Raw genomic sequence first — 20869 nt, 5'->3', positions numbered from 1 at the left:
TCAATCATGCATGAATTATCTCTGAGTCTGAAAACGATTGATCTTGTCGTTGAACATGCCCATCAGCGCCAATCTCATCGGGTAACGGCAGTGACCTTGGGAATCGGTGTGCTTTCTTGTATTGAGCCGGATGCGTTATTGACCGGCCTGCAATTTGCGAGTCGCGAGACTTTAGCGGAAGGTGCGCAATTTTTAGTGGAGATGATTCCTGCCACCGCTTGGTGTGAAGTGTGCCAACAGCAAGTTGATATTGAGACCCATTATACCGGATGTCCGCTTTGCCATTCATATCAGTTAATCGTTGAAACCGGACAAGAATTAAAAATTAAATCGATAGAGGTAGAATCTTATGTGTAGTGTTTGCGGTTGTGGCGAAAGTCACTTGGACGAGCATCATCATGACCATCATGACCATCATGACCATCATGACCATCATGACCATCATGACCATCATGACCATCATGACCATCATGACCATCATGACCATCATGACCATCATGGTCACTCTCATCCTCATACACATGCTGAACCGTCAAAAGTACAGCCGTTGGTCGTTCATCATCATTACAGTCATCAGGGCGATGTCCACCATCATATTCACTATCATGTGCATCAGGATGAATTGCCGTCAGAGATGAAGACGGTGCATGAGCCTGCGGGTGCTCATCACCACACGCCCCATCATCATGAAACGCATTCTCACGGTGCTCATTTTCATGAAGCTCATGTTCACGAAGCTCATTTTGACGAAGCACTCAATCATGCAGTTGATCATCATGAGTCCCATCATCACCACGAAGAACCCCATCAGCCGACAGTGACGGTGCAGGGAGATCTTCACTATGGTCAGGGGGCCGCTCAAACACATGTTACCGGGGTATCTCAGCGTCAGTTAATCCATCTGGAACAAGATATTCTGAGCCAGAATGATCGAATCGCTGATGAGAACCGAGCTCATTTTCAAGCACATGGTCAACTGGTTTTGAATCTGATGTCGAGTCCGGGATCCGGTAAGACGACCCTTCTGGTCGAAACGCTGAAGCAGTTGCAATCCAACTATTCATGTGCGGTGATTGAAGGGGATCAACAGACCAGTCAGGATGCGAACCGAATTCGGGCAACAGATGTGCCGGCGATTCAGGTCAATACAGGCAAAGGTTGCCATCTGGACGCTCAGATGATTCACCGTGCCTATCATCAGCTTGACATGCAAACATCCGGTATCTTGTTCATTGAAAATGTCGGTAATTTAGTTTGCCCTGCGAGTTTTGATTTGGGAGAGCAGCATAAAGTGACTATTTTATCTGTCACGGAAGGGGAAGATAAGCCATTGAAGTATCCAAATATGTTTGCTGCTTCTCAGTTAATGCTGGTGAATAAGATTGATCTGTTAGATTACGTCGATTTTGATATCGAAGCCTGTATTGCGAACGCGCGTCAGATCAATCCGCAAATTCAAGTGATCAAATTATCTGCCACCACCGGTGAAGGCATGTCTGCTTGGATTGATTGGCTCTCTCAGCAGCAGAAGCAACTCGCGTCCTGACTGTGCGGTGGTTGATACGCTGCTTTATGGGAGGGATCTCTCAAATTTACGTTGAACTATCTCGATGAAGCTAAGTTAGAGAAAATCGGTTATTACGACGGATATCTTGATGAAATAGGGGGAATTATCTGAGAAAAGAAAGGAACAGGCAGAATTAAACCAAGCTTGCGCGTAAAAAGTGAATGAAGGTGTTCTTTTGGATACTTCGGTTCAGGTATATATTGTCCTCGATGGAATGGTCAGTGTTTCCCTGTTATTTTTGATCATGTTATACGACTCACCGTCATATGACATGATTTGTTGTATCCTGAATGAAAGACAATTCAATTTTTCAATGAATATAAAAGGATTTGATATTCATGAGATATACGCCAACGCTCAAGCTCAGCACCCGATTGGTTGCGGTGGTCACGATGATTGTGACTGGGGCGATTTTTATCTTGTTTATTGGCGGAACTCTTTCTTTTCAACGGTTGGGACATGAATATCTCAATCATTACCTATATGGTGTGGTTGAAGTTATTGATAAAGAATTAGATGAACCTGATGCTGCCTATTCTATGCAGCGCTGGGTTCCCAAGTTACTTCATGCCAGTAATATCGTTGAAATGACACTCACTTCGAAAGCAGGTGTCGTGTACCGATTTAAAGATACCACTTCCTCGGTTGAGGAAAGTCGGTTGTATCATGCGAATTTTGATCTGAAACGCAATCATGATTACACCTTACATTTTAAGGCTGTCCCGCCCTATATCGGTTTTACTTACTCTTTCAGTGCCATGTGGTCTACAACCTTTGCAGTGATTTTGATCATTGTGTGTCTGCTCAGAGGTGTGAAATGGTTACAGGCTCAATTGCTTGGTTCTGAATTGCTTGAAGAACGCGGCAGAATGATCCTTGCAGGGCAGGTAGAACGTTATGCAAAGGGGGATGAAAGAGAATGGCCTTATACCGCGAGTGAGGCGCTCGACCGACTGATTGAAGAGCTTCAGGATGCCCGACAGGAACGAAGTCGTTTTGATACATTTATCCGCACGCAGACATTCTTGGATCAACTGACGGGCACAGCCAACCGAGTGTTATTTGATAGCAAGCTGGAAGCCGCTTTACTTGAAAATGATGCACGTGGCGGTGTACTGATGTTACAGATCGATGAACTGGACGGGCTTGATAAAGCGGAATTCGATCATTTGGTTGTTCAGGTCGGGGAATGTATTTCGAATGTGATCCAACGTTATCCGGATGCCATTCTATCGCGTTATTATAATGCGGTTTTCTCGGTGTTGATCCCCCACCAAAGTTCAAAAGAAGTGGCTCAAGTCGCGGTTCAATGCTTGAAAGGTATCGATCGGCTTAGTCCGCCTGTGCCGCTGGATCGGAGTAACTGGTGCCATATCGGCATCACGATGTACACCGAAGGTGAACAATGGGGGAAAATTATTGATGAGGTGGAGACTGCATTAAAAAGCGCCCAACTGGAAGGCGTCAATGCGTGGAGTCGTTTTAACAAGGTTAAAACGGTCGATGATGAAAGAGGCAACGTCCGGTGGCGGAGTTTGTTTGAACATAATCTGACAGAAGAGAAAATATGTTTGTTCAAACAGGACTGTTATGTCATCTCTCGTCAAAAGCAACTCTCGGTTGCTCATCGAGAACTTTTTGTCAGAATTCCCGAACCGGGGCAGGGCTTTATGAAAACGTCTCGGTTTATCTCAGCGATTGTCGCTGTCGGATACGAGATGGTGCTGGATCGTGTTACCACTCATCGCGTCGTACGGTTTCTCCGTGAGGAAGGCGCAGGAACTGATATATATTCGATCAATTTATATGTCACTTCATTTGCTCAGCGTACGCATTTTATCTGGTTCAGGAATTTGTTGATGCAACTGCCTCAAGCGTATCGTCAGCGGCTCTGCTTTGAGTTTACGGAAAGTCATTTAGTCAAACATCTTGACTATATGCGGCCCGTACTAAAAATGATTGCGGCGTTCAACTGCCAGATTGTGGTTGGACAGGTCGGGCGCACGATTGTCAGTACGCATTACATCAAAGAATTCAAAATTGACTATCTGAAACTTCACCGTAGTCTGGTCAAAGGGATCGAACGACGTTCCGAGAACCAGTTGTTCGTTCGGAGTATGGTTGGTGTCTGCCGTGGTGCGGACACTCAGATTATCGCCGTTGGTGTTGAATCCGAAGGCGAATGGAAAATACTTCAGTCTTTGGGGGTCAACGGTGTTCAAGGACGATTATTTGATGTCGAATCTCAATGGATTCCTAAGCCTCGAATAACAAATGTTAAACCGGGGAAACGGAAACGCTGGAAAACGAAACCCGCTCTGCGCTGACAGAACAGACTAAGATTCGGTGCTATTTCAGACGGAATCTTAGCCTTGAGTAAGAAATCTGTTAGAAATTGCGTGTTTCTGTCCATGTTTCTGTGTCTATATCTTGCTGTGACAGCAAGGCATTGGTACATTTAACGGAATTTTAATCTTCAATTTTCTTGCAGGATGAACGAAGAATATGTTTAAGAAACTTCGTGGCATGTTTTCAAACGACTTATCGATTGATTTAGGGACTGCCAACACGCTTATATACGTCAAAGGACAAGGTATTGTTCTTGATGAGCCTTCCGTTGTAGCAATTCGCCAAGATAAAGGGCGTGGTGGTCGTAGTGTCGCTGCCGTCGGACATGCGGCGAAACAGATGCTGGGACGAACTCCGGGAAATATTTCCGCGATCCGCCCGATGAAAGATGGTGTAATCGCTGATTTTTACGTCACTGAGAAAATGTTGCAAACTTTTATCAAACAAGTCCATGACAATAGTTTTCTTAAACCGAGCCCACGGGTGTTGATCTGTGTTCCTTGTGGTTCAACTCAGGTTGAACGGCGCGCGATCAAAGAATCGGCAGAAGGTGCCGGTGCACGGGAAGTTTATTTGATTGATGAACCTATGGCTGCGGCCATCGGTGCGGGACTTCGAGTTTCAGAACCGACCGGTTCAATGGTTGTTGATATCGGTGGTGGTACGACCGAAGTTGCGGTTATCTCTCTGAATGGTGTCGTGTATTCGTCTTCAGTACGGATTGGCGGTGACCGATTTGATGAAGCCATTATCAATTATGTACGTCGGAACTACGGTAGTTTGATTGGTGAAGCGACGGCTGAAAAAATCAAACATGAAATCGGGACGGCTTATCCGGGAGATGATGTCCGAGAAATCGAAGTTCGTGGCCGTAACTTAGCCGAAGGTGTACCGCGTAGCTTTACGCTGAACTCGAATGAAATTCTGGAAGCCCTTCAAGAGCCGCTCACGGGAATTGTTTCTGCCGTGATGATTGCATTAGAGCAATGTCCACCGGAACTGGCATCCGATATTTCTGAAAACGGAATGGTGCTGACAGGTGGTGGTGCACTGTTGAAAGATATTGATCGTCTGCTGACGGAAGAAACGGGGATCCCTGTTGTCGTCGCCGATGACCCACTGACATGTGTCGCCCGAGGTGGTGGTAAAGCACTAGAAATGATCGACATGCATGGCGGTGATTTATTTAGTGAAGAGTAGTGCCATCTTTGTGTCATTGTTTGAGATGAAGAAACGCTGCAATACGGGATTGTCATCATGAAGCCAATTTTTGGGCGAGGTCCATCTCTTTCGCTACGTCTATTTTTTGCCGTTGTTTTATCAGCCAGTCTCATGCTGGCTGATAGTCGTTTAAATACTTTTTCTCACGTACGTTATTTCCTCAACAGTTTCGTTGCACCCATTCAGTATGCTGCTGACCTGCCACGAGTTTTATTTGATGGTTTATATGAGCGAATGCAGAGTCATCGGACGCTATTGAAATCGAATCAACGCCTGAAACAAGAAGTGTTGACGCTCAGAAGTGATCTGATTTTATTCAATCAGTACAAAGAAGAGAATCAGCGCTTAAGAAAGCTACTGGGATCTTCTTTTGTCCGGGATGAGCGCAAGATGGTCACGGAAGTGATGGCTGTCGATACTTCACCTTATACCCACCAAGTTGTCATTGATAAAGGCCGCACTGATGGTGTCTATGAAGGCCAACCCGTCATTAATGAAAACGGAATTGTCGGTCAGGTGACTTTTGTGGCAGCGCATAATAGCCGGGTTTTATTGCTGATTGATGCAAATAGTGCGATTCCTGTTCAGGATCTACGTAATGATATTCGGGTGATTGCTTCCGGTAATGGTCAATCGGAGTATATTCAACTGGAACATATTCCGAGTAGTACCGATATTGAAGTGGGAGATTTATTAGCATCCTCAGGGTTAGGGGGCATTTATCCGGAAGGTTATCCTGTTGCCAAAGTGTCCAAAGTGGATAAAGACACTCGTCGTGAGTTCGCTGTGATTGAAGCAACGCCGGTGGTTGATTTTGATCGCTTACGCTATTTGTTGCTGGTCTGGCCGAATGAGGATCGACAAAAGAACGCCCGTCAGTCTTTAATGGATACATTGGATAAGGAGGGGCAGCGTGGCCAATAAAGTCCTGAAAGGGCATGTTGTGATCTGGATATCCTTCTTTTGTGCACTCGTTTTACAGACTATCCCATGGCCGGGAACGTTTGAGTTATTGCGCCCTTCATGGATTCTACTGATTCTCTGTTATTGGGTACTTGCACTGCCTCATCGTGTGAATGTCGGAACTGCGCTGGTACTTGGGTTACTCTGGGACTTGATTCTCGGATCGACCTTGGGAATCCGTGGCATGATGTTGTCTATTATTGTGTATATTGTTGCGATGAATTTTTTGATTCTGCGGAATATGGCGTTGTGGCAGCAGGCGATCGTGATCGGATTACTGACAATCGCACTTGATGTCATGGTTCTGGGAGGCGAATTTTTGTTCAGGCCCGTTGAGTTCAATGCGCTTTCTTTATGGGGCGGGATCATTAGTTGCATTCTGTGGCCGTGGCTTTTCCTACTGCTGAGACGAGTGAGACGCTACTGGAATATTCGATGAATGACCGAATACTTTATCTTGCATCAGCTTCCCCGAGACGAAAAGAGCTCCTGACGCAGTTAGGTTACTCGTTCGACATTATTTTACCTGAGGTCGTAGAAGCGCATCAGGCCCATGAATCAGCAAAAGCCTATGTGTCGAGATTATCCCGAGAGAAGGCGATCGCGGGTTTGGACATGGTGAGGTCGGAGCAAGCGGTTGTTTTAGGTGCTGATACGATTGTGGTGATTGATCAGCATATTCTCGAAAAACCGACATGTTTGACGCATGCTCGGCAGATGCTCTTACAGCTTTCTGGGCGAAACCATCGGGTCATGACCGCAGTGACGGTGACCGATGCCCAACAAACACACACGATAGTTGTAACCACCGATGTATGGTTTAAGCCGTTGTCGGATGATGAGATAGAACGTTATTGGCAATCGGGTGAACCGTGTGATAAGGCTGGCAGTTATGGAATTCAGGGATTGGGTGGAAAATTTGTAACTCGGATTGAAGGTAGTTATTTTGCCGTTGTCGGGCTACCGCTATTTGAAACTGACCAGCTCTTGCATAAATTTTTATAAAATCAAATTGAGGTGCGCTCATGAGTGCAGAGTTGTTGTTGAATGTAACTCCGAGTGAGAGTCGCGTGGCGATGATAGAGGGTGGCGTCCTTCAGGAAATCCATATCGAGCGGGATGCAAAACGCGGTATCGTCGGAAATATCTATAAAGGAAAAGTGAGCCGGGTGCTGCCCGGTATGCAGGCTGCATTTGTTGATATCGGTCTGGATAAGGCCGCTTTTCTTCATGCTTCGGATATTGTTCCTCACACTGAGTGTGTGGCGGAAAATGAAAAGCAGCAGTTTCAGGTGCGCGATATCTCTGAACTTGTCCGTCAGGGACAAGATATCGTCGTACAGGTTGTCAAAGATCCGCTCGGCACAAAAGGCGCCCGCCTGACGACGGATATTACGTTACCTTCCCGTTATCTGGTCTTCATGCCCGGAGCTAGTCATGTCGGTGTTTCCCAACGAATTGAAAGTGAGAGTGAAAGAGAACGTCTCAAGAATATCGTCGCCAATTATTGTGATGAATTGGGAGGCTTCATTATCCGTACTGCGGCAGAAGGTGCGGATGAGAAAGAACTCTCTCAGGATGCCGCTTTTCTCAAGCGCTTGTGGAGCAAGATCATCGAGCGGCGGGCAAAGTATAAAACGCGTACTACCCTTTATGGCGAATTGGGACTGTCACAACGGATCCTCAGAGATTTCGTCGGAACCGATTTAACCAAAGTGTTAGTAGACTCGCGTCTGGAGTTTGAAAACCTCAAAGAATTTACCTCTGAATATGTGCCGGAACTGACCGAAAAGCTGGTGTTGTATGAAGGCGATAAACCTATTTTTGATATGTATGATACAGAGAATGAAATCCAGCGTTCTCTGGAGCGTAAGGTTGAGCTGAAATCCGGTGGCTATCTGATTATCGACCAAACAGAAGCCATGACCACCATTGATATTAATACCGGTGCGTTTGTCGGCCGTCGTAATCTGGAAGAGACGATTTTCAACACCAATATAGAAGCAACCCAAGCGATTGCCCGTCAACTTCGGCTGCGCAATTTGGGTGGTATCATTATTATTGATTTTATTGATATGGTCTCGGAAGAACACCGGACTCGCGTGCTGACCTCTTTAGAAACGGCACTGAGTAAAGATCGTGTTAAAACCAATATCAATGGTTTCACGCATTTGGGATTGGTCGAGATGACACGCAAAAGAACACGGGAAAGTATTGAACATGTATTGTGTTCGACTTGTCCAACATGTGAAGGACGTGGACAAGTCAAAACTGTTGAAACCGTTTGTTTTGAAATTTTGCGTGAAATCACCCGAGTTAACCGTGCTTATGATGCCGATAACTTTGTCGTCTATGCTTCGCCAGCGGTCGCGGATTCTCTACAGGGTGATGAATCGCATGCATTGGCAGAGCTTGAGGTCTTTATCGGCAAACAGGTACGGATTCAAGCGGAACATTTATATGTCCAGGAACAGTTTGACGTTGTCATGATGTGACTTAACTGAGTAGGGTATTGTGCGTTTTATAGTTTCTCGTCTTGTTCGGACATCATTATGGCTTTTATTAAGCCTGTTGGTTTTGCTTGCGATTCTGATTTCAGCTTTGAGAGTAGCTTTACCTCATATGAATCAGTATCAGATACCGATGACCGAATGGATGAACCGGCAGGCTGAAATTCAGTTTTCTGTGAAGGATATACAAGGATTCTGGCGTAACCGTCACCCATCTCTGTCTTTGACGGGATTTCGAGCGCATTTACCCGATGAATCGAATATTCATTTTGCCGCGGATCGGGTTGATATTGAATTCGATTTATTTAAATCATTGCTGCAATGGCAGCCCGTGATTGCCAACTTAGTCATTCACCAGTCAAAACTAGATGTGAGTTCGGTTGATCTGTTTCAACAACAGTCATCCAATGATTCCCAAGAGCAAAAGAAAGTACAACAGGAAACCATTCGTCATCTGGACAATATTTTTCTGCGTCAACTTGATGATTTTTCGGTTCTGGACTCGACTATTCGTTACCGTTCAATCTCGGGTGATGTCCGACAGTTGGAAATTGCCAGACTGAAATGGAAGAATAATGGTCACCACCATCAGGCCCAAGGCGTGGTCAGTGTCACCAATACCGGTATTAACTCTCTTTCTGTTCGTGCTGACTTTGAAGATTTTGACTCATTCCATGATATTTCTGGCCAGTTCTATGTCAGTTCGGACAAAATTAGCGTTGGTCCATGGCTGACTCAGTACCTGAAAAAAGAGACAGGTATTCATAGTGGGCAGGTTAGTTTTGATGGCTGGTTGACGCTCGAACACAATACCCCGAAAGATGGCTATGTGCAGGTTCGTCCTTCCGATCTGTTCTGGTCGGATTTATCCACTCAACATGCAGATTCAGCGACAAGTAAACAACACCGTTTACATATGCAAGAAGGGGTGTTCCGGCTGATTCCGAAGCAAGATGGCATGGTGATTCAAGCTCAGTCTGTGGTATTGCAAACAGACGAGACCCAATGGCCGGAACTCAATTTTTTGATGAAATGGCAGCCTGATCATTGGCTGATGAATATCGGTGAGATTAACATCGGTTCATTAGTGCCGTTGATTAAACGGATGCCTTTGTCAGAGCAATTGCAAGGAGTGCTGACACAACTGAAACCGGAAGGTACCTTGCATGATATTCGCTTAGCCGGTGATATGCAGGGCATCCGACAATATTCCGCGCAACTTTCCGAAGGCGCGATTCAGCAGTGGTATTTATTGCCAGAAGTGCATCATCTTCAGGCAAGTATCCGTGGCAACACCGATAAAGCGGTGATTCGTGCCAATCTGGATGATGACACGCTCCCTTACGGTGATGTGTTTCAGGCACCGCTGATTATCCAAAAAGGTCAGGTTAATTTAGTCTGGCAGTCTACGGCGGATGGCTGGTCCTTATGGTCAGATCACGTAGCCGTACGCACGCCGGATTTACAGACTGTTGGTCAATTTAAACTGGATGTTTTCCATGATCAGAGTCCGTTACTGTCACTATATAGTGAAGTTGATCTCTTTCAAGCCGGAGAAACATGGCGTTATTTGCCGGTCCGGGCATTAGGCGATGAGTTGACCGATTATCTGTCGACTGCCATTCAGGGCGGGAAGGTTAAAACGGCGAAAATATTGTGGTACGGGCGTCTCAAGGATTTTCCTTATCAGCGTAATAACGGTATTTTTCAGGCTTGGGTCGGGTTGAAAAATGCCCGGTTCAGTTACAATACGGCATGGCCACCTTTAACCGATTTACAGCTAAATCTGCTGTTTCAGAATGAGTCCATGTATCTTGATTCGAGAAAGGCGCATCTGATGGATGTGAACGCGCTACGGATAACCGGACGGATACCGGCATTAATGCATTCGGGCCATATTGAAATTGAAGCAAAAGCCCAAGCCCAAGGGAATGCGCTGCGTGACTTTATGACATCGACCCCGTTGGTTCATTCGGTCGGTGCCGCATTAACGACTGTGCAGGTTAACGGCAAGATTCAATCTGAGTTTCAGCTCAATATTCCTTTTGAAAGCCACCAAGAGCCGAGAGCATGGGGCTGGGCTGACCTCAAGAACAACCGCGTTGATATTCAATCCCCGCCACTTGATTTACGCAAAGTTTCCGGACGTATCCGGTTTGATAATGATGTAGTCACTGCGTCATCGTTGCAGGGGGAGATGCTCGGTCAACCTGTTACATGGGATTTTCAGGGAGAAAGCAGCAGCAAGGGATACAATGTTCATATCGATACGGTCGGCGATTGGGAAGTCACGCCCTTGGCATCTTATGTCGGCCAAAAATGGATTGCACCGCTCTCCGGGCATGCACCGTGGGAGATGGGCGTTGATATTCAACTCAATGATATTGGTTTTTCTTATCAGGCAAACTTGAACACTGATTTGCAAGCGATAGCCAGTCTGTATCCTTATCCACTCAATAAAAAGGCTCAGGAATCAGGGAAAGGCGTCCTACAGATTTCTGGTAATCAGGAAACAATCAGTGCCCGGCTTCAGGTGCCTCATGGCAAGTATCAGACAGAAATCGATGTCACACAATCCGAGCCAGTGCTCACGGCAACCAACCTGATTCTGGGGAACGGGAGCTTTAAAGTCAGTCCGATTGTCGGCCATTCAGCCACCATCCGTCTGGACCATTTCGATCTCGATCAATGGATTACCTTGCTGACCCAAGAAGAAGCGTCTTCTGGTGCACCGAAAACCAATGTCCGTCAAGCGATGTCAATGCCACAAATTCCGGTACCGGATCATGTTGAATTGCAGGTGAAAGATCTGACACTGGCGTCACTGGAATGGCATGATGTGGATTTTCTTGCCCGACATAAAAGTTTTGGCTGGCGTATGAACCTCCAGAGCCAAGAAGTGAAAGGGAAAGCCAATTATATTGCGCCCTATGATTTGAGTGTGGCTTTGGATCAACTGCATCTTTATGTTCCTGCATTGGAAAAGCGCAAAGAGCATGATTCATTATTTGTTGATGAATCCCGTCAAAATGAGCGTCGGATTACCAATTTTGATCGTCAGTTTCATCTGTTGATGCCAAACCTGACATTAGTGATCAAAGACTTCTGGTTTCAAGGGTATAAAGTTGGTCATTTGAACATGGACTTCCAGCGACAGGGGAAAACACTGGCATGGAAGAAAATTGATATCGTCAGCGGAAGTAATGAAATTCATGCCAATGGTCAGTGGACACTGGATGGGAAACAGTCCCATACTGTGTTAAACATGGATTTGAAAGGCGATAACAATAGTGATCTGATGGAACGTTTTGGGATCACGTCGGGGATTCAGAATGCCCCATTCTCGATCAAGACGCAGATGTCATGGGATGGCGCTCCGTGGGCGGCACAGGTTGATACCCTCAGCGGTTCGGTCAGTTCAAAACTTGGTAAAGGCAGTATCTCCGATGTCAGTGGTGCGGCACGTTTTCTGGGATTATTTAGTTTAGATTCTATTATTCGTAAGATGCAGCTCGATTTCAGTGATGTGTTTGATCAGGGAATGTCGTTTGACTCAATTCAAGGGAGCGGAGAAATATCACAGGGTGTGTTCGTGACCAATAATATTGAGATGGATGCTTTGGCTGGCAATATGAAAATTAAAGGTATGGTTGACCTGAACGCCAATACCATTGATGCTGAAGTGAATTTTGTGCCTGATGTGACGTCAGGATTACCTGTCCTCAGTGCTTTTGCGGTCAACCCGGTGACAGCAATCTATGTGTTGGCCATCACAACGGTGATCTCCCCGGTGGTTGAGGTATTCACAGAAGTCAATTACGAAGTGAAAGGGCCGATTGACAGCCCTGTTGTGAAAGAGATCTCCCGTAGTAAAGGTGAGTTCAAACTACCGGAAAAACTACGAGAAGAAGCACAGCAACACAAACAAGGAGCAACCCAATGAGCCGAGTCGGTTTAATTCAGATGACATCCGGATCTGATCCGGAGCACAATATGCGATGGATTGAAACACAGGTTGAAGCGTTATCTGCTCAGGGAGCTGAGTGGATTGTGACACCGGAAAATGCCATCGTTTTGGGTTCTAAACAGGACTATCATCATCATGCTGAAGTGTTGGGGAGCGGCCCTTTACAGGATGCTTTGAGTCGAATTGCAAAAGCCTTTTCAGTCTGGCTCGTCATTGGTAGTTTTCCGGTGAGAACGCCACAGGGAGTGACGACCACTCTGCTGGTGTATTCCGCTGACGGTCAGCTCGTCGCCTCTTATGATAAGCTGCATATGTTTGACGTTGATGTCGCCGATGGACACTGTCATTATCGTGAGTCAGATATCTTTCTTCCCGGCTCGGAAGTTCGGCTCGCGTCCACACCGTTTGGTGAGTTGGGGCTTTCGATTTGTTATGATGTCCGTTTCCCCCATCTCTATTCTATGTTACGCCAGCAAGGTGCTCAGGTTATATTGGTTCCGGCCGCGTTTACCGCTGTGACCGGACGGGCTCACTGGGAGATACTCCTGAGAGCCCGAGCGATTGAAACCCAATGTTGGGTGGTCGCGGTCAATCAGGGGGGCGTCCATGAGGGAGGCCGGGAAACTTGGGGGCACTCCATGGTGATTAACCCTTGGGGAGAGATCGTGGCAAGTCTGGCACAAACCGCAGCGACATTGGTCGCCGATATTGATCTTGATTTGTTGGCTCAGGTGAGAACTTCAATGCCGGTATTATCGCATACAAGATTTAGCAATCAGTTTTTGGAACAAAAGAGCGAATTATGACAATTGAACATATAGAACAAGCACTGCTTCATCCGACCGGGCTTTCTGAACAATTCATTGAGCAAACGTTGTCGACTATGATGGCTCGGCAGATCGATTATGCGGATCTGTATTTTCAGTCCAGTTGGCATGAATCGCTGGTTCTGGAAGATGGTTTGATTAAAGACGGATCTTTCAATATTGATCGGGGCGTTGGTGTCCGGGCGGTCAGTGGTGAAAAAACCGGTTTTGCTTATTCAGACCAGTTGACCGAAGAGGCTTTGCAGCAGAGTGCAACCGCAGCAAGAGGGATTGCTCAGCAAGGCCAAAGTGGTCAACATCGGGTCCGGCCATTTTCTCGCAGCAATACGCAGGATTATTACGGTATGGATAATCCGCTTGATAGCTGGCAAAAGCAACAGAAGACTGAATTACTGAAAGCGTTGGATGCTTATATCCGCACCAAAGAGCCGCTGATTCAAGAAGTGTCGATCAGTCTGAGCGGCGTCTATGAACAAGTTTTAATTGCTGCTTCCGATGGTACATATGCCGGAGATACGCGGCCGTTAGTGCGATTATCCATTAGTGTACTGGCACAAAAAGGTGATCGTCGTGAAAAAGGCAGTGCCGGAGGCGGTGGTCGAGTCGGTTATGACTACTTCTTGACTGGGCAAGACGGCATGTCCGTGGCTTATGAATTTGCTGATGAAGCGATTCGACAGGCACTGGTCAATCTCGAAGCGGTTGCCGCACCTGCGGGTACTATGCCTGTTGTTCTCGGAGCCGGTTGGCCGGGTGTATTACTACATGAAGCCGTCGGTCATGGGCTTGAAGGCGACTTTAATCGCAAGGGATCGTCGGTATTTGCCGGTAAGATCGGGCAGAAAGTCACCTCGGATCTTTGTACCATCGTCGATGACGGCACGTTAAAAGATCGCCGTGGATCATTGAATGTTGATGATGAAGGGGTTCAGGGACAGTATAATGTCCTGATCGAAAATGGTGTGCTGAAAGGATATATGCAAGATAAATTGAATGCACGCCTGATGGGGATGGCACCGACCGGCAATGGTCGCCGGGAGTCTTATGCCCATTTACCGATGCCGAGAATGACCAATACATATATGCTTCCCGGTCAGCATACACCGGAAGAAATTATTTCAACGGTTGAAAAGGGTGTGTATGCACCAAACTTTGGTGGCGGTCAGGTGGATATTACCTCCGGAAAGTTTGTTTTTTCTGCATCTGAAGCCTATTTGATCGAAAACGGCAAAATTACTCGACCTATCAAAGGGGCGACCTTAATCGGTTCCGGAATTGAAGCGATGCAACAAGTCTCGATGGTCGGTAATGATTTACAAATTGATAAAGGGGTTGGTGTGTGTGGTAAAGCCGGACAAAGCTTACCTGTCGGTGTCGGACAGCCAACACTCAAACTCGATGCAATTACTGTTGGTGGGACGGATTAATCATCAATATTTTTAAATATCAAGCTGGAGTATGAACATGTCCCATGAAGACGATTATGTTTCTGTTGAGTCGTTAATCGAATTACAGAAAGAAGATACCCGAGAAATTATTCAGGCACTATTGGAAGATGGTAGTGACCCCGAAGCGCTCTATGAGATAGAGCACCACCTGTTTGCTGAAACTTTTGAGCAGCTTGAAAAAGTCGCAGTTGAAGCATTTAAGATGGGTTTTGAAGTGTTGGAAGCCGAAGAAGTTGAAGATGAAGAAGATGGCGAAATACTGTTTTGCTGCGACGCAACAATGCAGTCAGCGCTGAATGCCGAAGCCATTGATGAGCAGGCTGAAAAACTAATCCATCTGGCTGAGAAGTTCGACATTATCTATGACGGTTGGGGGACTTACTACGAAGGTGAGGATGCCCTGTATCCCGATGATGATGACGACGACGATGAATAATGATCTGATTTAGATGAATATTCAAATAAAAAACCTTGCTGCAAAGCAAGGTTTTTTATATCTAATCGAAAATAATAAGAGCTATACCCAAATGACCTCAAGATGCAGTTTCAGCGAGAATCACTGGGCTCAGAGAAGGCCGAGATTTGAGTCATAGCCATTCTATAAGAATGAAAAGCCAGCGAATGATCGCTGGTTTTTTTATGTATTGTAATCCGATTACGCTGAGACATTAGCGAAGTCGTAAACCGTTTTCATCAAATATCAGTGCCTTTTGCGGATCTACAGCAAACGAGACTAGCTTATGATTGGCGATAGTTTCGGTTTGGCGCGATTCAACGACAAACATATCTTCTTCACCCACATTAAGGTAAAGGTAATTGGTATGTCCAAGATGCTCGCTATAGGCCACTGGCATTTTAAATACTTGACTATTTGCAACATCATTGATGTCGTCAATAATATGTTCCGGTCGGAAACCAATAGAAATTTTCTGGCCTTCGTTCACGGGAGCTTCCAGACTAAAAATAAGGTGATCAAGCCCAAGAGCAGGTACGCGAACTTGTATTTGGCCTTGGTAGGCATTGACCACTTCTGCCGGAAGTAAGTTTATTTTGGGTGAGCCAATAAATCCGGCAACAAATATATTGTTCGGGTTATGGTAGATCTCAAGTGGTGAGCCAACTTGTTCAATTCTTCCATCACGAAGTACGACAATGCGATCGGCTAACGTCATCGCTTCTAGCTGATCATGAGTGACATAGATCATGGTTGTCCCCAGAGATTCATGCAGTTTGGCTATCTCAATCCGCATTTGGAGGCGTAGTTCAGCGTCAAGGTTAGATAGTGGCTCGTCAAATAAGAAGATGTCAGGTTCGCGGATGATGGCTCTGCCAATCGCCACACGCTGTCTTTGACCGCCGGAAAGTGCTTTGGGGAGCCGGTCAAGCATTGGTTCAAGATGCAGTGTTTTTGCTACTTCGGCAACTTTTTGTTCAATCTCTGCTTTAGGTAGTTTGGCCATTTCGAGCGGATAAGCGAGGTTATGATGGACTGACATATTGGGATACAGTGCGTATGACTGAAATACCATCGCAATGCCTCTATTCGCCGCTGGGGTATTCGTCATTTCTTTGCGACCGATCACTAGAGAGCCTTCGCTGATTTTTTCTAGTCCGGATATCATACGTAATAAGGTTGATTTTCCGCATCCTGATGGGCCGACAAATACAATAAATTCGCCATCTTTGATTTTTAAGTCAACGCCGTGTATGACTTCCTGATTATCCCAGCTTTTTCTAATGCCGATAAGTTCAAGCTTTGCCATTTTCTGCCTTCCTATGCATTACAGTTCGCGACCCATATAGATCGCATTACTGCGAATGATATGGATAAATCCTTGTTTTTTATAAAATTCACATACTTTTTCGTTTTGTAGGTTAACACCTAAATGAACCCCGGGGACTTGCTTTTTCTGAAGGACATCAACCACAGCACTGATGAGCTTACTTCCCCATCCACCACTTTGTACTTGAGGAAGTAAGTTAATGTGTAGGTGTGCAGGCCACTTTGATACCAGCTCTTGGGCGGCAACATGAGGATGACGAATTTGATTCAGTACCTTATGGTCAAATGGCTTTTGCTCTTCGCGATTTGCGTATGCCTGACGCAGTACCGGCCACCACTTATTTTCTAGAGTCTGTTCAAATTGCCGAGTATTTGAAGTAGCAACGGCGTAGCCGACCACTTGTTCATTACAGATGAGGACAAATGCTAATTCAGGTTCAAAACGGGCATAAGGCACTGCATATAGTTGACCGGGATAGTGAGGGTCGCTATAGACATCACTGGCGTCATCACCTGCCTTAGCGGTTTTAAGACAAATTTGATAAAGGGCTTCTTCATCTTCTACGCGAGCCTGACGAATAAAACAGCGGGTTGACATTACAGAACTCCTTTTCTGTACTTTACGAGTGAATGTTAATCAACTTAATTCTCAGTAAATAATAAATAAAAACATTAAGCAAGATTTAATTACGGATATGTAAAGTGCAACATGGCGAAATTTTGTTCATTTTCAAGCGGGTATTTCAAATGAAAAATTCTCTGGGAAGCGATGTGATTTTCAGTGTTGACTCTGATATAGAACCAAACTTATTTCTTTTGGATATTAGGAAAAATATAAATTAACAATAAGTTATATGTTAATTCTAAGGTAAACACCTTTGTCGGGGGGCGAAAGGATGGCGGTGTGGAGCAGGTGCTATAAATCGAATATTCACCTGGTTGATGGATAGTTTGACGTGACAACAATTTTGTTAACATTTTTGAAATAAAGCTTTACTTTGTTCATGAAAAGAAGTAAGTCTATTTGTGGGTTAGGCGAAAGCTCGTACAGGAAGTAAGATTTGGTTCGTCTAGTGAAATGATGAGTTGTGTTATTGGAGATTCCACATGGATCGTAAATTCCCCTTTTTTAACCGTAAGAAAATATGTGCGCTAATCACCCCGATTGTTATGTCAGGCTTGGCGTTTTCGACTCAAGCCAAAACGGCTGTGGATACATGGGATATATATAATTACCCCAGTCAATCGGCTGTGATTCAAGATGCGATTAAGACCTTTAGTAAGCAGAATCCAAATATTACTGTTGAACGTTCGATCCACTCTTTTGCCGATATGCGTATTCCGCTAAAACTTGCGCTGACCTCCGGTGACGGTCCTCAGGTTGCTCAGGTTAACCAAGGGGTTGGAGATATGGGGGCTCTGGTCAAGCAAAATTTGTTAGTACCAATGGACGATCTTGACAAAACTTACCACTGGACAACCCGCTTCCCTGAATCGATTTTAAAACGGAATCGCTGGTCAAAAAGTGGTCAGTTTGGTGACGGCGAGTTGTATGGTGTTGCCTGTCTGGGCGAAATGATAGGTTTGTATTATAACAAAGCTTTGCTTGATCAAGCCGGCCTTACCGCTCCAAAAACAATGGCTGAATTTGAAGCGGATATGGCTAAACTCAAAGCAAAAGGTATCGCTCCAATCATACTTGGGTTGCTTGATGGTAACGCCGGGCAACAAATGTTAAGTGCTATCTGGGAAAGCCAGATTGATGCTAGCAAACGTGAGTCTCTGGATAAGCTGATTTACGGCAAAGGCGGTACTTTTAAAAATGCAGCGCTTGAACATGCTGCAGAGTTGATGCAAAGCTGGAATAAAAAAGGTTATTTTTTCCCAGGTTTCCAAGGGATTGGTAAGGATGACGCAGCAACGTTATTTCAAAATGGTCAAGCGGCATTCTTCATCAGCGGTACTTGGTACTCCGGTCAGTTTAAAGCGAACAAAGATATCCATTTTATTGGCATGCCTAAATTTGATGGCGTCGACAAACCTTTAATGGTCGGTGGCACGGATTTACCTTTCTCAATTACCACTACCGCTAACACTGAACAAACGCAACAAGCTGCTGCGAAGTTTATCGATTATCTTGTTTCAAGCGAAGTGGCAGCGAATTGGTTAAGTCATGGTTTTCTTCCTGCTGCTCAAGCTGATAAAGTCGTTTTACCAGAAGATAATCAATTACTTGGTGATATTTATACAGCTTGGGTCCAAGTGAACAAGGATAATGCACTGGGTCACTACGTCGACTGGTCTACGCCAAGTATGCTGGCTACACTGAATGAAAATGTACAGATGTTAATGGCGGACAGAGTTACACCACAGCAACTGTCGAGTCATCTAGATGAAAATTACCAAAGTTATATGAAGTCTCTTCACCAATAGTTTTTATCTCAGTGAGGCCGTAAGCGCATGGCGCTTACGAGCCAGCCTCTTGTCGTACAGGGATTGTGACCATGCTTAACCTTTCTATTACAAGAAATGCGCTCTATGTATTACCTTCATTGTTTATTTATTGCGTTTTTCTTTTATTCCCACTGATGACCTCACTGGGTGTTAGCGTGACAGAATGGGATGGCGGTAGCTATCCTGTGTTTGTCGGTCTGCAAAATTTCATCGGGATTTTCAATGATCCGAAATTTTGGATAGCGATCGGTAACAATGTCAAACTGATGGGATTTTACACCGTAATACCGATTGGCTTGGGGCTGGTCTTGTGTAGTTTTCTCAACGAATTGAAAAATAAAAAAGAACTCACCATGATGAGAATTTTATTTTTCATGCCTTATATTATGCCGATGGCAGTATTGGGTGTGGTTTGGCGCTGGCTCTATAACCCAGCATTTGGACCGATTGATCAGTTTTTTAGATATATTGGTATGCCGTCAATGGCCAAAGCTTGGCTTGGGGATTTTGATTGGGCACTTCCGGCAACTGGTTTTGTTGCAGTTTGGTATTTCTTCGGTTTTTGTTTGGTTCTTTTTATGTCGGGCATCCAACGTATGGATCCGTCAATTCACGAAGCATCAGAACTGGATGGTTCAACGCACTGGAAAAAATTCGTTCGTATTACTTTACCAGCATTGCTGCCAGAAGTGCGTGTTGCCTTGATTCTTACCGTTATTGCCAGTCTGAAAGCTTTTGATCTGATCTATGTGATGACCCAAGGTGGTCCGGGAACATCAACTTTAATTACGAATATGTATATGTACCAGCAGGGTTTTGATTTACACCATTTTGGGTATGCTTCTGCTGTTGCCTTAGTCAGTATGGCGATTGTATTTGCGGTAAATGGATTTCTGCATTTTGTGCTTAGGGAGCGACATTAATGACCTCGAATAACCCCATGCTATCTCGCATGTTACTGTGGTTTTTTGCCATTTTGACCATCGCACCGTTTTTATTGGTGTTATCGGCATCGTTTAAGTCTCAATCGGAAATGCTGCAAGGTTTTTTCTCTCTTCCAGAACATTTTAGCTTTCAGAACTATGTGTCTGCATGGCAGGAAGGACACTTTAAAACATATTTTGTGAACTCGCTTTTGATCGTATTTCCGGTTGTGATTGCCAGTATGGCGCTTGGTACTTTATCTGGGTTTGCATTCGCGTTTTTGAAGTTGCCCGGGAAGCCTTTTCTTGCTTTGTTGCTTGCACTTGGCATGGTCTTGCCTTCTGAGGCATTTATGATTCCGCTGTATCATGAAATGCACTGGCTCGGACTGATAAATACCCGTTTAGCACTTATTTTGCCTCAGGTAGCACTTTCGATACCGTTTAGTACTTTGATGATAGCGACTGCGTTTAATCAAGTACCGAAAGAGCTCATTGAAGCTTCAGTTATGGATAACACGCCACGATTTACGATTTTATGGAAAATTTTGTTGCCGGCTATTCGTCCGACCTTATTAACGTTGGGGCTGTTGCTATTCATCTGGACTTGGAATGAGTTCCTCATCCCGTTGGTATTAGTGAATAAAGAAGAATTGCGCACACTACCTATTGGCATGATGTTTTTTCAGAACAGGAATACTATAAACATCCCTGTTCTGATGGCTGGTGCCATGATTGTTATTCTTCCGCTTATTATTATCTTTTTGATATTCCAGCGAAAATTCATTAGTGGTGTCACTGAGGGTGCGGTGAAATAATTCGGGGCTGTTGACCCGTGCCGTGATCAATGCCCGTTC

The 20869-nt window shown here is 45.2% G+C and carries 17 protein-coding genes; 15 read left to right on the top strand and 2 right to left on the bottom strand.

What is annotated here, in order from left to right; all coding sequences use genetic code 11:
* The first annotated feature begins 6 nt into the window (after positions 1–6).
* The 12 genes from hypA to rraB all read left to right on the top strand — a co-directional run bounded on the left by hypA (position 7) and on the right by rraB (position 15288).
* Positions 7–357, top strand: coding sequence for a hydrogenase maturation nickel metallochaperone HypA (hypA, locus tag MKS89_RS13600; protein WP_021019748.1), 351 nt, complete (start codon positions 7–9; stop codon positions 355–357).
* Complete coding sequence (hypB, locus tag MKS89_RS13590; protein ID WP_289781701.1) at positions 350–1546, top strand: hydrogenase nickel incorporation protein HypB; 1197 nt, start codon at positions 350–352, stop codon at positions 1544–1546. The genes hypA and hypB overlap by 8 nt, the downstream gene beginning before the upstream one ends.
* A 413-nt stretch (positions 1547–1959) precedes the next feature.
* Positions 1960–3894, top strand: coding sequence for an RNase E specificity factor CsrD (gene csrD / locus MKS89_RS13585; RefSeq protein WP_373636454.1), 1935 nt, complete (start codon positions 1960–1962; stop codon positions 3892–3894).
* Positions 3895–4072: 178 nt separating this feature from the next.
* The gene (locus MKS89_RS13580; protein WP_021019751.1) at positions 4073–5116 is read left to right on the top strand and encodes a rod shape-determining protein; all 1044 of its coding nucleotides are present in this window, start codon (positions 4073–4075) and stop codon (positions 5114–5116) included.
* 57 nt (positions 5117–5173) lie between these two features.
* On the top strand, positions 5174–6061 hold the full coding sequence (gene mreC, locus MKS89_RS13575; protein ID WP_072958070.1) for a rod shape-determining protein MreC: 888 nt from the start codon (positions 5174–5176) through the stop codon (positions 6059–6061).
* Positions 6051–6539 (top strand): rod shape-determining protein MreD, encoded by a 489-nt coding sequence (gene mreD, locus MKS89_RS13570; RefSeq protein WP_072958072.1) that lies wholly within the window; start codon positions 6051–6053, stop codon positions 6537–6539. The genes mreC and mreD overlap by 11 nt, the downstream gene beginning before the upstream one ends.
* Entirely contained in the window at positions 6536–7105 is a 570-nt protein-coding gene (locus MKS89_RS13565; RefSeq protein WP_072958074.1) for a Maf family protein, read from the top strand. The genes mreD and MKS89_RS13565 overlap by 4 nt, the downstream gene beginning before the upstream one ends.
* Before the next feature lie 20 nt (positions 7106–7125).
* Entirely contained in the window at positions 7126–8595 is a 1470-nt protein-coding gene (gene rng / locus MKS89_RS13560) for a ribonuclease G (RefSeq protein WP_021019755.1), read from the top strand.
* A gap of 19 nt (positions 8596–8614) precedes the next feature.
* Positions 8615–12553 (top strand): YhdP family protein, encoded by a 3939-nt coding sequence (locus tag MKS89_RS13555; protein ID WP_072958076.1) that lies wholly within the window; start codon positions 8615–8617, stop codon positions 12551–12553.
* Positions 12550–13383, top strand: coding sequence for a carbon-nitrogen hydrolase family protein (locus tag MKS89_RS13550; protein ID WP_072958078.1), 834 nt, complete (start codon positions 12550–12552; stop codon positions 13381–13383). Before MKS89_RS13555 ends, MKS89_RS13550 begins: the two co-directional genes overlap by 4 nt.
* Positions 13380–14831 carry a metalloprotease TldD gene (gene tldD, locus MKS89_RS13545; RefSeq protein WP_072958080.1) on the top strand — a complete coding sequence of 484 codons (1452 nt, stop codon included), beginning with the start codon at positions 13380–13382 and terminating at the stop codon, positions 14829–14831. Before MKS89_RS13550 ends, tldD begins: the two co-directional genes overlap by 4 nt.
* Positions 14832–14868: 37 nt before the next feature.
* Positions 14869–15288 (top strand): ribonuclease E inhibitor RraB, encoded by a 420-nt coding sequence (gene rraB / locus MKS89_RS13540; RefSeq protein WP_072958083.1) that lies wholly within the window; start codon positions 14869–14871, stop codon positions 15286–15288.
* A 232-nt stretch (positions 15289–15520) separates the two neighbouring features.
* On the opposite strand, the gene MKS89_RS13535 is transcribed toward rraB, so the two are convergent.
* Positions 15521–16615, bottom strand: a complete 1095-nt coding sequence (locus MKS89_RS13535; RefSeq protein WP_072958085.1) for an ABC transporter ATP-binding protein — start codon at positions 16613–16615, stop codon at positions 15521–15523.
* Between the two features lie 18 nt (positions 16616–16633).
* A complete protein-coding gene (locus tag MKS89_RS13530; RefSeq protein ID WP_072958088.1) occupies positions 16634–17233 on the bottom strand; it encodes a GNAT family N-acetyltransferase in 600 nt (199 codons plus the stop codon).
* Positions 17234–17742: 509 nt separating this feature from the next.
* Between MKS89_RS13530 and MKS89_RS13525 the strand changes: the two genes are divergently transcribed.
* The 3 genes from MKS89_RS13525 (at position 17743) to MKS89_RS13515 (ending at position 20830) form a co-directional block, all read left to right on the top strand.
* Positions 17743–19068 carry an extracellular solute-binding protein gene (locus tag MKS89_RS13525; RefSeq protein WP_072958090.1) on the top strand — a complete coding sequence of 442 codons (1326 nt, stop codon included), beginning with the start codon at positions 17743–17745 and terminating at the stop codon, positions 19066–19068.
* A gap of 71 nt (positions 19069–19139) precedes the next feature.
* Entirely contained in the window at positions 19140–20012 is an 873-nt protein-coding gene (locus MKS89_RS13520; protein WP_072958092.1) for a carbohydrate ABC transporter permease, read from the top strand.
* Positions 20012–20830, top strand: coding sequence for a carbohydrate ABC transporter permease (locus tag MKS89_RS13515; protein ID WP_072958094.1), 819 nt, complete (start codon positions 20012–20014; stop codon positions 20828–20830). Before MKS89_RS13520 ends, MKS89_RS13515 begins: the two co-directional genes overlap by 1 nt.
* Positions 20831–20869: the final 39 nt, after the last annotated feature.

The sequence above is a fragment of the Vibrio gazogenes genome, assembly GCF_023920225.1.
GTDB classification, from domain to species: Bacteria; Pseudomonadota; Gammaproteobacteria; order Enterobacterales; family Vibrionaceae; genus Vibrio; species Vibrio gazogenes.
Note: the sequence above shows the minus strand (reverse complement) of the source record. Positions and strands in the feature narration are given on the sequence as shown.

Excerpts from the sequence above, each read along its gene's own strand:
- hypA (WP_021019748.1), top strand. The coding sequence starts at position 7 with ATGCATGAATTATCTCTGAGTCTGAAAACGATTGATCTTGTCGTTGAA.
- hypB (WP_289781701.1), top strand. The coding sequence starts at position 350 with ATGTGTAGTGTTTGCGGTTGTGGCGAAAGTCACTTGGACGAGCATCAT.
- csrD (WP_373636454.1), top strand. The coding sequence starts at position 1,960 with ATGATTGTGACTGGGGCGATTTTTATCTTGTTTATTGGCGGAACTCTT.
- MKS89_RS13580 (WP_021019751.1), top strand. The coding sequence starts at position 4,073 with ATGTTTAAGAAACTTCGTGGCATGTTTTCAAACGACTTATCGATTGAT.
- mreC (WP_072958070.1), top strand. The coding sequence starts at position 5,174 with ATGAAGCCAATTTTTGGGCGAGGTCCATCTCTTTCGCTACGTCTATTT.
- MKS89_RS13565 (WP_072958074.1), top strand. The coding sequence starts at position 6,536 with ATGAATGACCGAATACTTTATCTTGCATCAGCTTCCCCGAGACGAAAA.
- rng (WP_021019755.1), top strand. The coding sequence starts at position 7,126 with ATGAGTGCAGAGTTGTTGTTGAATGTAACTCCGAGTGAGAGTCGCGTG.
- MKS89_RS13550 (WP_072958078.1), top strand. The coding sequence starts at position 12,550 with ATGAGCCGAGTCGGTTTAATTCAGATGACATCCGGATCTGATCCGGAG.
- tldD (WP_072958080.1), top strand. The coding sequence starts at position 13,380 with ATGACAATTGAACATATAGAACAAGCACTGCTTCATCCGACCGGGCTT.
- rraB (WP_072958083.1), top strand. The coding sequence starts at position 14,869 with ATGTCCCATGAAGACGATTATGTTTCTGTTGAGTCGTTAATCGAATTA.
- MKS89_RS13535 (WP_072958085.1), bottom strand. The coding sequence starts at position 16,615 with ATGGCAAAGCTTGAACTTATCGGCATTAGAAAAAGCTGGGATAATCAG.
- MKS89_RS13530 (WP_072958088.1), bottom strand. The coding sequence starts at position 17,233 with ATGTCAACCCGCTGTTTTATTCGTCAGGCTCGCGTAGAAGATGAAGAA.
- MKS89_RS13525 (WP_072958090.1), top strand. The coding sequence starts at position 17,743 with ATGGATCGTAAATTCCCCTTTTTTAACCGTAAGAAAATATGTGCGCTA.
- MKS89_RS13520 (WP_072958092.1), top strand. The coding sequence starts at position 19,140 with ATGCTTAACCTTTCTATTACAAGAAATGCGCTCTATGTATTACCTTCA.
- MKS89_RS13515 (WP_072958094.1), top strand. The coding sequence starts at position 20,012 with ATGACCTCGAATAACCCCATGCTATCTCGCATGTTACTGTGGTTTTTT.